This window comes from Streptomyces iconiensis (assembly GCF_028657195.3).
Taxonomy (GTDB): domain Bacteria; phylum Actinomycetota; class Actinomycetes; order Streptomycetales; family Streptomycetaceae; genus Streptomyces; species Streptomyces iconiensis.
Genome location: NZ_JANCPR020000018.1, coordinates 56,899 through 70,050, shown reverse-complemented (window position 1 = coordinate 70,050; position 13,152 = coordinate 56,899). Strand labels below are relative to the sequence as shown.

Below are 13,152 nucleotides of genomic sequence, written 5' to 3'. Positions count from 1 at the left end.
CTCGGCGTCCCCTCGCGACGAATCGCTCCACCCAAGGGTGATCAACCCCGCACGGCACGTCAACACCTGGTCTGGACTTTGGGGGCTTTGACCGTTTTGCCCGGCGCGTGTTCAGCCGAACGCGCCCAGCCTCAGCGCCTCGGGCAACAGGGGCGCACCGCAGGAGACGTCCGGGCCCAGCGCCTGACCCATGCCCGGACGGGCGCCCATGCCGGTCGTACGGCCGCTCGCGCCGGGGCCGAACTCATGGCCGGTGGCCGGGGTCCGGGGCGTCGTGTCCAGCTCGCACCACACGCGCTTGCCGCCGGCCTCGCGCTCCCAGCCCCAGCGATCGGCGAGCCCCGAAACGAGTTCCAGGCCGCGTCCGTTGGTGTCCTCGCCCTCCGCCTGGCGCCGGTGCGGGGGACGGCTGCTGGCATCCGCGACCTCGACCCGCACGGGGCCCGCGGGGCCGTACTGGCCGCCCTGGCCCCGCTGCCGCGGCAGAAGCATGCACAGCACAGCCGGACAACCTGTGTGCACAACCGCGTTGGTGACAAGTTCCGAGATCAACAGAATCAGTGTCTCGGCGAGCGACTCGTCCGCGTCCACACCGGCACCCGCGAGACGGGACCTCGCCCACCTACGGGCGCGCGCCACCTCCGTCGGATCCGGTCCGATCTCCAACTGCTCCTGAAGCACCTGCACCGCTCACACCATCCGAACTGGCGGACACATCGCCTCGCGTTTTGATGAAGTCACGGACTGTGACTTCGGCGAGGAACAGCATGATTGACTCGCCGTGACGACAACAAGCGCTTCAGGCATATTCCGGCGCAAAGGAGTAAACGCACGGCATACTGTGCGACGCCCGGAGCGGGGACTCGAACGGCATCGAGCGAACCTCCTGGACACCCTTTGTTCCATGGTCAACGGGGGTCGGCAGACCTCGCCCCGGCCCTTGGCCGACCATCTCGGAAGACTCATCTCGTACGCGCACCCGACGGAGCGTACCCGAGCGGAATGCCTTCTACCGCTCCAGGTGGTCACTTCATGGAAACGAGGCAATATCAACGCAGCGTAATCAAGCAACACCGCATTACCCGGATGAATTTGGACATCATCCGGCGAAACGGCGTTTAGAGCGCTGCTGCCAATTTGTCCTCAGCAGCCCCTGCCGTTCCCCACTGTTCGGCACGCAACCACGCCCGCTTCAGATGGAGGTGCACCTCGGCCTCCCAGGTGAAGCCCATCCCACCGTGCACTTGCAGACAGTCCCGCGCGTTGGCCACCGCGGCCTCGTCGGCGAGGAGCTTGGCGGCGAGTGCCTCACTCTCGTCTTCGGTGACCGAGGCGGCGTAAACCACACTTCTGGATGTTTCCAAACGGACCAGCATCCCGGCGCAGAGGTGCTTCACCGCCTGGAAGGCACCGATCGGCTGCCCGAACTGCTCGCGCGTACGGGCATGGGCGACGGCCATGTCGAGCGTCCTGCCCGCGCTGCCGAGCTGCTGCGCGGCCGTGAGCAGCATGGCCTCACGCCGCAGGCGCACGGGATCGGCCTGCAGTGATTCCCTGCCTGCGCCCGCCCGCTCCTCGACCCCGGCCTTCCCGTACACCCCGGCCTTCCGGCCCTTCCTGTCCTCCTCCCGGTGCTCGTCCTCGTGCTCGCGCACCTCCTCCCCGTCCGCGCGCTCGTCCTCCTCCGCCACCGCGTGCAGCGGCGAGAGGGGGTCGACCGAGCGCATCGGGCGCACCGTGAGCGTGCCCGGCGCCAGGGCGCTCACCGTCGTGCCGAGAACGAGAACGCGCGCGGAGGAGGACAGATGCTCGACGGGCGTACGGGCCTCCAGGTCGAGCGCCGTGACGATCACGGAACCGTCCGCGGCGCCCGGCACGAGACCGGCCGCCAGGTGACTCGCGACCAGCGGCCCCGGCAGCAGCGCGCGCCCCGCCTCCTCGAAGACGAGTACGGCCTCGGGCAGCCCCAGCCCGACACCGCCCTCCTGTTCTGACAACCGGAGCGCGAACAGCCCCGCCTCGCCCAGCTCCTTCCACAGTCCCGCGTCCAGCGCGGCGCCCTGGGACTCCGCTTCGGCGCCGTGCCGGAGCGCTTCATGGTCGAAACGGGCCTCCAGTAGTTCGCGCATGCCGCGTCGCAGCGCCTCCTGGTCCTCGGAGAGCCGGAAGTCCACGCCCGGTTCACCGTCCTTTCGGCAGGCCGAGGATGCGCTCGGCGACGATGTTCCGCTGGATCTGTGAGGTGCCCGCCGCGATGGTGTACGAGAGCGAGGAGAGCCGCTCCTGTGTCCACGCGTGGTCGGCGTCCAGGGAGCCACAGGCGCCCAGCACCTGCGCAGCCGCCTCGTACAGCTCCTGGCGCGCGTCGGAGAAGCGCAGCTTGAAGACGGAGCCGCCGACGCCGGGCACTCCCGTACCGCCCCGGCGCAGGGAGTGCTCGGCCTCGCTGACGTTCCACTGGGTGAGCCGCCACAGCGCGGTGAACTCGGCCTGGAGCCGCCCCAGTCTGCGGCGCAGCACGGGGTCGTCCCAGCGCCCGTTGTCCCGCGCCGTGCGCGCCAGGGAGCGCAGCACGCGCTGGCAGGCGATCACTTCGCCGACGAACGCCGTGCCCCGCTCGAAGGAGAGGGTGACCATGGTGACGCGCCAGCCGTCGTTCTCCTTGCCCACCCTGTTGCCGACCGGTACGCGCACCTCGTCGAGGAAGACCTCGGCGAACTCTGTCGAGCCCGCCAGCGTGCGCAGGGGCCGTACGGTGATGCCGGGCGCGTCCATGGGCATCGCGAGCCAGGTGATGCCACGGTGCCGGGGCGCCTGCGGGTCGGTGCGTACGAGGAGTTCGCACCAGTCGGCGACCTCGGCGTGCGAGGTCCAGATCTTCGAACCGGTGACCACGTAGTCGTCACCGTCGCGCACGGCGCGCGTACGGAGCGACGCCAGGTCGGAGCCGGCGCCGGGTTCGCTGAAGCCCTGGCACCACACCTCGTCACCGCGCAGGATGGGCGGCAGCCAGCGGCGGCGCTGTGCGGGCGTGCCCTCTGCCGCGATGGTCGGTCCCGCGTGCAGCTGTCCGACGAAGCCGGCGCCTACGTAGGGCGCGTCGGCGCGTTCGGTCTCCTCCAGGTAGATCAGGTGCTGGGTGGGTGTGGCGCCCCCGCCGCCGGCGTCCTCGGGCCAGTGCAGCCCTGCGTATCCGGCGTCGTGGAGCATCCGCTGCCAGCCCATGTCGTAGGCGCGGCGCCCGGGCCAGTCCAGCGGGTCCGGGCGGGGCGGCAGTTCTGGCAGCACCTCTGCGAGCCATGTGCGCAGCCTCCTGCGGAAGTCCTCTTCCTCCTGTGTGTGTCCCAGGTCCATCAGCGGGCCCGGGCTGCCTGGTACTGCTCCAGGGTGCGGTCGAGGTCCAGGCCGAGCATGCGGATGGCGTTGCCGCGCATCAACTTGTAGACCGTCTCGTCGTCCAGGCCCTTGACGTGGTCGAGAGCGACCTCCTTGGTGTGCGGGAAGGTCGAGTCGACGTGCGGGTAGTCGGTCTCGAAGGTGGCGTTGTCGCGCCCGACCGAATCCAGCGCCGAGACACCGTGCTTGTCACGGAAGAAGCAGCAGAAGATCTGCCTGTAGTAGTACGTGGACGGCGGTTCCGGGATCAGGTCGCGTACGCCGCCCCAGGCGCGGTGTTCCTCCCACACGTCGTCCGCGCGCTCCAGCGCGTACGGGATCCAGCCCATCTGGCCCTCGCTGTAGGCGAGTTTGAGGCGGGGGAACTTCACCAATACGCCGCTGAAGAGGAAGTCCATCATGGAGGCCATGGCGTTGTTGAAGGACAGCGCGGCCTGGACGGCCGGCGGTGCGTCGGGGGACGCGGCCGGCATCTGGGACGAGGAACCGATGTGCATGTTGACGACGGTTCCCGTCTCCTCGCATACGGCGAAGAAGGGGTCCCAGTAGCCGGAGTGGATGCTGGGCAGCCCCAGGTGGGTCGGGATCTCGCTGAAGGTGACCGCACGCACGCCACGCGCCGCGTTGCGCCGTACCTCGGCGACGGCCAGGTCGATGTCCCACAGGGGCATGATGCACAGCGGGATCAGGCGCCCCCCGCTGTCACCGCACCACTCCTCGACCATCCAGTCGTTGTAGGCGCGCACGCAGGCGAGCGCGACCTCCTTGTCGTGCGCTTCGGCGAAGGTCTGGCCGCAGAAGCGGGGGAAGGTGGGGAAGCACAGGGAGCCCTCCACATGGTTGGCCTCCATGTCCCTGAGGCGTTCCTTCGGGTCCCAGCAGCCGCGCCGCATCTCCGCGCGGGTGATGCCTTCGAGCGTCATGTCGTCGCGGTCGAAGCCGACGGCTGCGATGTTGCGCTTGTACGGGAACTTCAGGTCCTCGTAGATCCACCAGTCGGTCGGCGGCCCGTCGGGGTCCATGGTGATCTGGTACTTGCCGCCGACGTACTCCAGCTCGCCGATCCCGGCGGTGAGCGGCTGCGGACCGCGGTCGCGGTACTTCTTCGGCAGCCAGGTCTCGAAGAGGTGCGCGGGCTCGATCACATGGTCGTCGACGCTGATGATGCGCGGTAGTTCCGTCACCGGAGTATCCCCTCACCCATATCTGATGACCCGTCAGATAGAGGCTAGCCCCGCGACCTCTGGACCGACAAGGCGTAGCGGCCTACGCTTCCCGCACAATCTGACGGGACGTCAGCTCGGGAGGACGGCATGTCCGGTACCGCACACGCACTCGGCGCATCGCGCACCCTGTGGGAGCTGGTCGCACGCCGGGCCGCTCTCAGCCCCGGCGCACCCGTGCTGATCCAGGCGGCCGACGACCCCGCCGACGACAGAACGCTCACCTTCGGCGGGCTGCGCGACCGCGCCGAGCGCGTGGCAGCCGGGCTGCACGCGCTGGGTGTGGCCCCTGGGGACACCGTCGCCTGGCAACTGCCCACCCGTATCGAGACCGTGGTCCTCTCGCTCGCCCTGGCGCGCCTCGGCGTCCGCCAGACCCCCGTCATCCCCGTCTACCGCGACCGCGAGGTGACGCTCGCCCTGCGCGCGACCGGCGCCGCCTACTACGCGCACCCGGGACAGTGGCGCGGGTTCGACTACGGGGAGATGGCGGCGCGGATCACCGGGGACCTCGACCTGGAGCCACGCGCACTGACCGCGTACGACGCGCTGCCGGACGGCGACCCGGCGCTGCTGCCACCGGCGCCCGAGGACGGTACCGAAGTGCGATGGGTCTACTGGACGTCCGGTACGACCTCCGATCCGCGCGGTGTGCGCCATACCGACCGCAGCCTCATCGCGGGAGGCTCCTGCCTGGCACACGCGCTGCACCTGCGTACCGACGACGTCGGCTCGATCGCCTTCCCCTACGCGCACATCGGCGGACCCGACTACTTGGTGATGCTTTTGCTCTACGGGTTCCCCGCCGTGCTCTTCGAGAAGTTCGCGATGCCCGGCGCACTGGACGGCTACAGGCGGCACGGAGTGACCACGGCGGGCGGCTCAACGGCGTTCTACTCGATGTTCCTCACCGAGCAGCGCAAGCGCCCCGGCGCCCCGCTCATCCCCACCCTGCGCCTTCTCGCGGGCGGCGGCGCGGCCAAACCCGCGGAGCTGTACCACGAGGTCGTCGCCGAGCTGGGCTGCCAGCTCACCCACGGCTACGGGATGACCGAGGCCCCGATGATCACGATGGGCGCCCCCGACGACACCCCGGAGCACCTGGCGACCTCGGAGGGCCGGCCCCCCGAGGCGATGGAGATACGGATCACCGAGCCCGACGGCAAGCCACTGCCCGCCGGTACGGAGGGCGAGGTCAGGCTGCGCGGAGAGGCCGTGTGCAAGGGCTACCTCGACGACGCGCAGACGGCGGAGGCATTCGACTGCGACGGCTTCCTCATCACCGGCGACCTGGGGCGCCTCCTGGAGAGCGGCCACCTGGTGCTGACGGGGCGCACCAAGGACATCATCATCCGCAAGGGCGAGAACATCTCGGCCAAGGAGATCGAGCAACTGCTCTACGAGCACCCCGCCGTCGGCGACGCCGCCGTCATCGGCCTGCCTGACCGGGAGCGTGGGGAACGCGTCTGCGCGGTCGTCGAGCAGCCGGAGGGCGCTCCTGACGTCACGCTGGAGGAGCTGACCACGTACCTGCGGGCGGAGGGACTGGCCACGTACAAGCTGCCCGAGCAGCTGGAGGTCGTGAGCGCGCTGCCGCGTAACGAGGCGCTGCGGAAGGTGCTCAAGTACAAGCTCAGGGAGCGTTTCGCGTGACCGGAAAGGCGGACCACGGACGGCCACAGGCCCACCGCACGCTCACCGGTACGCACCGAGCGCACCGCCTGCCCAGGCCGCGTGCGGGCTTGTGCGTGCTCAGGCCGTGAGCGGGCCGGTGGCGGCGTGGGAGGACGTGGCGGCGTCCAGGTCGGGGTAGCAGTCGAAGAGCCGGCGCACGCCCAGCGCCGCCAGCACACGGTTGACGTGCGAGCCGTCCACGGCTCCCTGCGCCGGCAGGATCAGCCGCAGCCGCCCCGCACACGAGCGCATCAGCCGCCGCGAGGCGATCAGGACGCCCACGCCGCTGGAGTCGCAGAACAGGACGTCCGACAGGTCGAGCACCAGACTGTGCCGCCCCTCGGCCACCGCGTCATGGACGTGCTGCCGTACCGCGGGCGAGGTGACCAGGTCCAGCTCGCCGGAGACCCGGAGCACGGCCCACTCACCCCGCTCCTCCTCCAGCACCTTCAACGACACGCCCCGCAACCCCTTCGTCGTTCGCCTACAGCACTCGGCTGCCCGGCCGGCCCCTGCCGAAACTGGTCCCCAGGAACGACCTTATGTCGTCACCAGGTCGTACCTCCCGAAACCTCTGGTCACGCCCCCATAACTTCCGCAGCTCAGGCCGCTCCGCCCCCACAACTCCCCACAGAATCAAGCAGCCTGTGACGGAATAACCACCATCAGCAACCACGTCGGAGCGCACATTGCCGCAAAGGGGCATGCGTTGCCAGCCCCTCGCATTACATTCGAGGTGTTGACGGGCGTAACAAGGACGGGAGTTCCGGCAGCGGACCGGGCTCCCACCACGGAAAACGGAATCGAGCGGCGCCGAGGGCCGGGGAGCACCATGGCGAATGACACATCACCGCGCTGGGACCGGAAGATGCAGCAGCGCCTCGCCCGGGGCGAGGCGGCTGCGCTCGGTGAGCTGTACGACCGCTTCGCCTCCCTGGTCCACAGCCTGGCCCACCGGGTACTCGACGACGACGAGGCCGCCGACGCCGCCACTCGCGAGGTCTTCTCGTACGTCTGGGAGAACCCGCACGCCTTCGATCCCCGCGAGGGTCCGATGCGCTCCTGGATCGCCGCGCTGACCCAGCGGATCGCCACCGGCAGGCTGCGCCGGCGGCAGCGGGGCCACGGCCCGTACTCGCCCGAACAGGCCGAGCTGGTCGAGGAGAAGGTCCGCGCGGCCTCCACAGCGGCGCGCGCCGACTACATCGTGACCTCGATGCCCGCCTCTTTGCGTGCCGCGCTGGAACTCGCGTACTTCCAGCGCAGGGACTACCGCCAGACCGCCGAGCGGCTCGGCGTCACCGAGGACGAGGCCCGGCGACGGCTGCGGCTGGGGCTCCAACTGCTCTCCTCCGCCATGACACAGCCCACCGCCCCGCCACCCCCGGAGGTCGACGGCGCGGGCTCCTCAGACGGCGCAGGCTCCTCGGGCGGCGGCGCAGGCTCCTCGGGCGGTGTGGGCCTTTCGCACGGCCTGGGCTCGGCACATGGCGGCGTGGGCACCGCGCACGGCCTGGAGCGCCGTCAGTGAGCGCCCCACCGGGGCCGCCCCCGAACCCGGACGAGCCCGGCGTGCCCGCACCCCCGCCCATGCCCACAGGCCCGCCCATGCCCGCAGCCCCAGGAGGCGAGCCGCCCGCACCCCCGCCCACGCCCGCCGGATACGGGCACGGCGCGCCCGGTCCCGGTGGGCTCGACCACAAGGTCCTCAAGTCGCTGCTCGGCGCGTGGGCACTGGCCGCCTGCTCCGCCGAGGAGACGGCCGCCGTCGAGGCGCACCTCACGGACTGCGCCACCTGCGCGGAGGAGGCACTGCGGCTGCGGGACGCGGTGGGCCTGCTGCACGCCGAGGACAGCCTCGACCTGGATCCGATGCTGCGCACACGCGTGCTGGAAGGCTGCCTGGTACGGCGCCCGCCCCGCATCCCGGTGCCGGACTGGGCCGCGCCCTACGACGCGGAGACCGCGCGGCTCGACGCGCTGCTGCGTGACATGGCGGACGCGGAATGGCGTGCTCCGGTGCGGCTGCGCTGGTTCGACGGGGAGCGCGAGGCCGAACGGGACACGACGGTCGCCGGGGTCATCGGCCACCTGTTCGCTGTCGACGGACTGGTCGCGCCCGTACTCGGGCTGCCCGACCCGCTCCGCCACGGGGAGGGACCAGGCGGTCCCGCGCGGCGTTCACCCGGCGAGGCACGGGGTGCCGCCGCCTTCCCCGGCGAGATCTTCCCCGGCGACGTCGTTCAGGGCCCTGTCGCGCGTACGGAGGCGTTCTGGGCGCTCGATCCCGGCGAGCACCACACGGCGGCGGCGCGCGAGCTGTGGCGCGACCAGGGCCACGCGATGATCCGTCACGTCTCCTTCGCCGAGGGTGACACGGCGGACTTCCGGGTCTCCTACGGGGAGTTCGACCTGCCCCTGCACGACGCCTTCCTCGACCGCGCCTTCGAGTGCTGGATGCACGCCGAGGACATCGCGGACGCCGTGGACTATCCCTACGGGCCACCCGCAGCCGGGCACCTCAACCTGCTGGTCGACCTCGCGGCCCGCCAGCTCCCCGGCACCATCGCGGGCCGCCGCCGCGCGGGCCTCGCGCCTCCGCCCCGGAAGCTGGCCGCCGCCGGTGCGCCGGGACGGACACTCCACCTGGAGGTGGAGGGCAGCGGAGGCGGCCACTGGTACATCCCGCTGGACTCACCGGGCGCCGATGCCTCGCCGGAGGAGGAAGTCGCCCATGTGGCGCTGGACGGGCTGGAGTTCTGCCAGTTGGCCGCGGGACACGTACCGCCACAGGACGCGGCGGCCGGCCAGGACGGCGACAGAGAGGCGATCCGGGACGTACTGTTCGCCGCCGCCTCGCTCTCCCGCCTGTAGGGCGGCCGGGGGAACGCGCCGGGTCAGGTGAAGACCACGGTGCGCTGGCCGTTGAGCAGTACGCGGTGCTCGCTGTGCCACTTCACGGCGCGTGCGAGCGCCTGGCACTCCACGTCGCGGCCGACCGCGACGAGCTGCTCGGGGGTCACCTCGTGGCCCACCCGCTCGACCTCCTGCTCGATGATCGGGCCCTCGTCGAGATCGGCCGTCACGTAGTGCGCCGTGGCGCCGATCAGCTTGACGCCGCGCACGTGTGCCTGGTGGTAGGGCTTGGCGCCCTTGAAGCTCGGCAGGAAGGAGTGGTGGATGTTGATGATCCGGCCCGAGAGCTGCTTGCACAGGTTGTCGGAAAGAACCTGCATGTAGCGTGCCAGGACGACGAGTTCGACCCGCTCGTCCTCGACGAGCCGGAGCAGCCGCGCCTCCGCCTCCTCCTTGGAGTTCTCCGTGCCCTTTTTCACCGGGATGTGGTGGAACGGAACGTCGTAGGAGGCGGCCAGTTCGGCGAAGTCGGTGTGGTTGGAGACCACCGCGGCGATCTCCACGGGGAGCGCGCCGATCCGCGAGCGGAAGAGCAGGTCGTTGAGGCAGTGCCCGAACTTGCTGACCATGAGGACGACGCGCATCTTCTCCTCGGCCCTGTGGATCTGCCAGTCCATGCGGAAGGAGTCGCCCACGGCGGAGAAGCTGGCCCGCAGCTTGTCCACCGTGGTGCCGCCCGTGAAGTGCACGCGCATGAAGAAGAGGCCGGTGTCGTGATCCCCGAACTGCTGACTGTCCTCGATGTTGCAGCCGGTCATGAACAAGTAGCTCGACACGGCATGCACAATGCCCTGCTTGTCCGGGCAGGAGAGGGTGAGTACGAATTGCCCCGTCTGCTCGGATTCGGCAGCGGCGACGGGGGCGGGGTGCGACTGGCTCATGAACTCAAGACTGGCATATCCGGACCAGTGCCCCGCTCCGCACGGCGACGCCCGGCGTCATACGGTCCGGCGCCACGAAGCGGCCGTCGCACCGCCCGTGTCCACACCACCCGGCGGCGTCACACCGGCCGCCGTCACACCGTCCGCAGCATGATCGCCAGTACGTCCAGCGAGCGCGGGGCCTCGTCCGGGTCCTCGCCGTCGTTCGCGGCCAGGTACACATGGGCCTCCCGCGCGGCCCGTACGGCGTCGGGCCACGACTGGTGCTCCATGTACGAGGCGACCGGGGCATCGGCACCCACCTGGTGCATGATCCGCAGCACGCGCAGCACGGCGGCGTCCACGAGCGCGGCCTCCTGCGTGTCCCTGAAGATCGTGCCGACGTATTTCTCCGCCGACCAGTTGTCCAGCCACGTGTCCTCGACGAGGCGGTAGACGGCGTCGGTGACATCGCCGTATCCGGGGCGGCCGGTCAGCCAGCACTCCTGTTGGAAGGCCGGGTCGGAGAGCATGTGAAGCGCCGAGCGCACATTGCTGCGCCAGCGCCACCAGGGCACGTCATTGACAGGCATGCCGTCCATGGTGGTGGAACGACGCCCACGGCGGGAAGACTTCACGGAACCTTGCTGCATGGTCATCGACCATACGTTCCCGATGCCGGTACCCGCCGCTGCCCCGTCGGCTCCCCCGGTCACAGCTCGCTGAACTGCCGTTTCGTCAAGCTGTACTTCTGTGCCGTCGGGTTCCACAGCTGTGCCGCCTTCTTCTTGGCCGCCGTCGCGGCGCCGCTCGCACGGTTGCCCGCCACGGCCTTGCCGGTGCCCCTGGCCTTGCCCTTGTGGCAGCCGTGCTTCTTGGCCGTCTGGTCGGCCCAGCCCGCGTAGTGGTTGTCGGCAGAGGCGGAGGACTTCCATGCCTGGGCGAGCGCGGAGTTGAGCGAGGCGCTGTTGGGGATCTTGTCCGTCTTCAGCTCGCCCAGCCGCTTCACCAGACCGGTGCGCTGCCGCGCCGCGGCCCGCAGGTCCGTCGCCGCCTTGCCGAGCATCTTGCAGGACTTGATCCGCTCCACCGAACTGACAACGGCGGAGCGGCTGTTGTTGCTGTCGGCGAGAAGTGCGTCGAGCTTCTTGGCCTGCTCCTCGGCCGGATCGGACGCCGGGGGCGAGGACTCCTCGTGCCCGGCGGGCGCCGTGGAGGCGTCCTTCTTGTTCGCCGTGGGGCTCGTGTCGTCGCCGCCGGAGAGGCCGATACCCACCAGGACGCCGATCACGGCGACCCCCGCGAGACCCGCGCCGATCAACAGCCCGGGCGGCACGCGTCTGCGGCTCCGCGCGCGCTCGGCGCCCCGCCGCGCGGCCCTGCCCTGCGGCTCGTACTGGTCGAAGCCCTGGGCCCCGGTGAAGCCCGGCTGCTGCTGGCGCTCGTGCTGCTGCGCCGCCGCCTGGTTGAAGACCGGCAGGCTCTGGGTGGAGCCCGGGGAGTCGTCGGGCTCGTCGCGCGAGGAAGGCTCCGCCCTGAAGAGATTCTCGAACTCGGGAAGCGGCTGCCGCTCACCAGGAGGCGGCGTGCCAGGCCCCGTAGCGCCCTGCCCCGGCGCCCCCTGGCCGGGAGCGCCCTGTCCGGGAGCGCCCTGCCCGTGCGCGCCGGTGCCGCCGCCGGCGTCGCCCTCGGAGGGCAGCGGGGTGCGCAGCAGCGTCGCCTCAGCTTCGCCCGTGACCGGCGCCATGTACTGCGTCGCCTCGGAGTCCCCGGGGACCGGGGCTATGTACTGCGTCGCCTCGGAGTCGGCGCCCGCTGCCGGCGCCGGGGGCTGTGGCGGCAGCAGTTGCGTGCCGTCCTCGGAACCCGGCTGTCCCTGTCCCGGGCCCTGCCCGTGCCCCCGGCCCGCGTCCATGGCCATGCCGATGTGCTGCGGACCCTCGCCGGTGATCGGCGGGAGCATCTGCGTGGACTCCGAGTCGAGAGGCCGCGGCTGCTCGGGAGGCAGCGTGGGAGGAGGGGGCGCCGCGGGTGGCACGGCAGGCGGCACCGGTGCGTGGGCACCGGCCGGCGGGAAGGCGTGACGGCCCTGTGTGCCGTGCGCGGGCTGTCCGTACGCGGCGTCGGCCCCGGGCTGCGGCTGGGCGGAAAATGACTGCCCGTAGCCGCCCGCGCCAGGCAACGGCTGCCCGTAGCCGTCCGTACCGGGCGGAAGCTGACCACCGGGACCGGGGCCGCCGGGCAGCGGCTGGGACGGGGGCGGCCCGCCGATGCCGGGCTGCTGCGACTGCGGCGGCGACTGCGGCGGTGGCGACTGCGCGGAAAATGACTGCCCGTAGCCGCCCGTACCAGGCAACGGCTGCCCGTAGCCATCCGTACCGGGCCGGGAGTGCCCGTAGCCATCCGTACCGGGCCGGGAGTGCCCGTAGCCGTCCGTTCCGGGCTGCGGGAGCACGTGCCCGGCTCCCGGCACCATGGGCGCGTGCGCGGGGGGCGGGGGCGGCGGCGCCGGCGCCCCTTCGGGCGGCAACGGCTGCGACGCGGCGGGCGGCTGCCCCGGAGCGACCGGATGCGCCGTGTCAGGGCCGCCGTGTCCCGGCCCACCCGGTACACCGGCTCCCTGTCCGCCGTCCGTTGCGCCGGGCCCCTGTTCGCCCTGTACGGGGCCAGGCGCCGCTCCCGGGCCCCAGGGCTGCCCCCAGGGCTGCCCTGACGGCGGCTGCACCTGTGCCTGCGCCGCCTGGACCTGCTGCTGCTGTTCGGGAGTCCATGGGTCACCGTGCGCCGGCAGCACGACCCCTTCGCGCGGGGTCGTGGCCGCGGGCAGCTGAGGGTCACCGGGAGTGCCGGAAATCCCGTCCTGTCCGCGTCCGTTGTGCGTTGTCACCGAGACTCCTCGTTCGCATAGCTAACGGAATCGTCGGCTCACGCTACCGGTTCACACGGACGAGGGACTACGCCCCCAGAGTACGGAGACACCGTCTTCCCCTCATGTCCCTGCGAAGGGGATATAGGCCCTATATAGCAGCAGACTCCCGCCACTACGGCCGGTTCGCGGACTCGTCCCAGGCCGCCGGTTCGCA

The 13,152-nt window shown here is 71.0% G+C and carries 10 protein-coding genes and 1 pseudogene; 3 read left to right on the top strand and 8 right to left on the bottom strand.

The features are described 5' to 3' along the window. Positions 1-111 precede the first annotated feature (111 nt). The 4 genes from NMN56_RS19255 to NMN56_RS19240 all read right to left on the bottom strand — a co-directional run bounded on the left by NMN56_RS19255 (position 112) and on the right by NMN56_RS19240 (position 4,580). On the bottom strand, positions 112-687 hold the full coding sequence (locus tag NMN56_RS19255; RefSeq protein WP_274046101.1) for an ATP-binding protein: 576 nt from the start codon (positions 685-687) through the stop codon (positions 112-114). A 431-nt stretch (positions 688-1,118) separates the two neighbouring features. After that, positions 1,119-2,174, bottom strand: coding sequence for an acyl-CoA dehydrogenase family protein (locus NMN56_RS19250; RefSeq protein WP_274046100.1), 1,056 nt, complete (start codon positions 2,172-2,174; stop codon positions 1,119-1,121). Between the two features lie 7 nt (positions 2,175-2,181). After that, a complete protein-coding gene (locus NMN56_RS19245; RefSeq protein ID WP_274046099.1) occupies positions 2,182-3,354 on the bottom strand; it encodes an acyl-CoA dehydrogenase family protein in 1,173 nt (390 codons plus the stop codon). Further along, positions 3,354-4,580, bottom strand: a complete 1,227-nt coding sequence (locus tag NMN56_RS19240) for an amidohydrolase family protein (protein WP_274046098.1) — start codon at positions 4,578-4,580, stop codon at positions 3,354-3,356. Before NMN56_RS19240 ends, NMN56_RS19245 begins: the two co-directional genes overlap by 1 nt. Positions 4,581-4,709: 129 nt before the next feature. Between NMN56_RS19240 and NMN56_RS19235 the strand changes: the two genes are divergently transcribed. Then, positions 4,710-6,272, top strand: a complete 1,563-nt coding sequence (locus NMN56_RS19235; RefSeq protein WP_274046097.1) for a class I adenylate-forming enzyme family protein — start codon at positions 4,710-4,712, stop codon at positions 6,270-6,272. A gap of 99 nt (positions 6,273-6,371) precedes the next feature. Here NMN56_RS19235 and NMN56_RS19230 read toward each other — a convergent pair whose 3' ends face one another. After that, positions 6,372-6,752 carry an STAS domain-containing protein gene (locus NMN56_RS19230; protein ID WP_274046096.1) on the bottom strand — a complete coding sequence of 127 codons (381 nt, stop codon included), beginning with the start codon at positions 6,750-6,752 and terminating at the stop codon, positions 6,372-6,374. A gap of 373 nt (positions 6,753-7,125) precedes the next feature. Between NMN56_RS19230 and NMN56_RS19225 the strand changes: the two are divergent. Beyond that, a pseudogene (locus NMN56_RS19225) lies at positions 7,126-7,677 on the top strand (sigma-70 family RNA polymerase sigma factor); the annotation flags it as partial. 143 nt (positions 7,678-7,820) lie between these two features. Further along, a complete protein-coding gene (locus tag NMN56_RS19220) occupies positions 7,821-9,167 on the top strand; it encodes a zf-HC2 domain-containing protein (protein ID WP_430542638.1) in 1,347 nt (448 codons plus the stop codon). A 23-nt stretch (positions 9,168-9,190) separates the two neighbouring features. Here NMN56_RS19220 and purU read toward each other — a convergent pair whose 3' ends face one another. The 3 genes from purU to NMN56_RS19205 all read right to left on the bottom strand — a co-directional run bounded on the left by purU (position 9,191) and on the right by NMN56_RS19205 (position 12,956). Continuing rightward, positions 9,191-10,090, bottom strand: a complete 900-nt coding sequence (gene purU / locus NMN56_RS19215; RefSeq protein ID WP_274046094.1) for a formyltetrahydrofolate deformylase — start codon at positions 10,088-10,090, stop codon at positions 9,191-9,193. A gap of 134 nt (positions 10,091-10,224) precedes the next feature. Next, positions 10,225-10,722 carry an SCO4402 family protein gene (locus NMN56_RS19210; RefSeq protein ID WP_430542644.1) on the bottom strand — a complete coding sequence of 166 codons (498 nt, stop codon included), beginning with the start codon at positions 10,720-10,722 and terminating at the stop codon, positions 10,225-10,227. 59 nt (positions 10,723-10,781) lie between these two features. Further along, positions 10,782-12,956 carry a hypothetical protein gene (locus tag NMN56_RS19205; protein WP_274046092.1) on the bottom strand — a complete coding sequence of 725 codons (2,175 nt, stop codon included), beginning with the start codon at positions 12,954-12,956 and terminating at the stop codon, positions 10,782-10,784. Positions 12,957-13,152 lie beyond the last annotated feature (196 nt).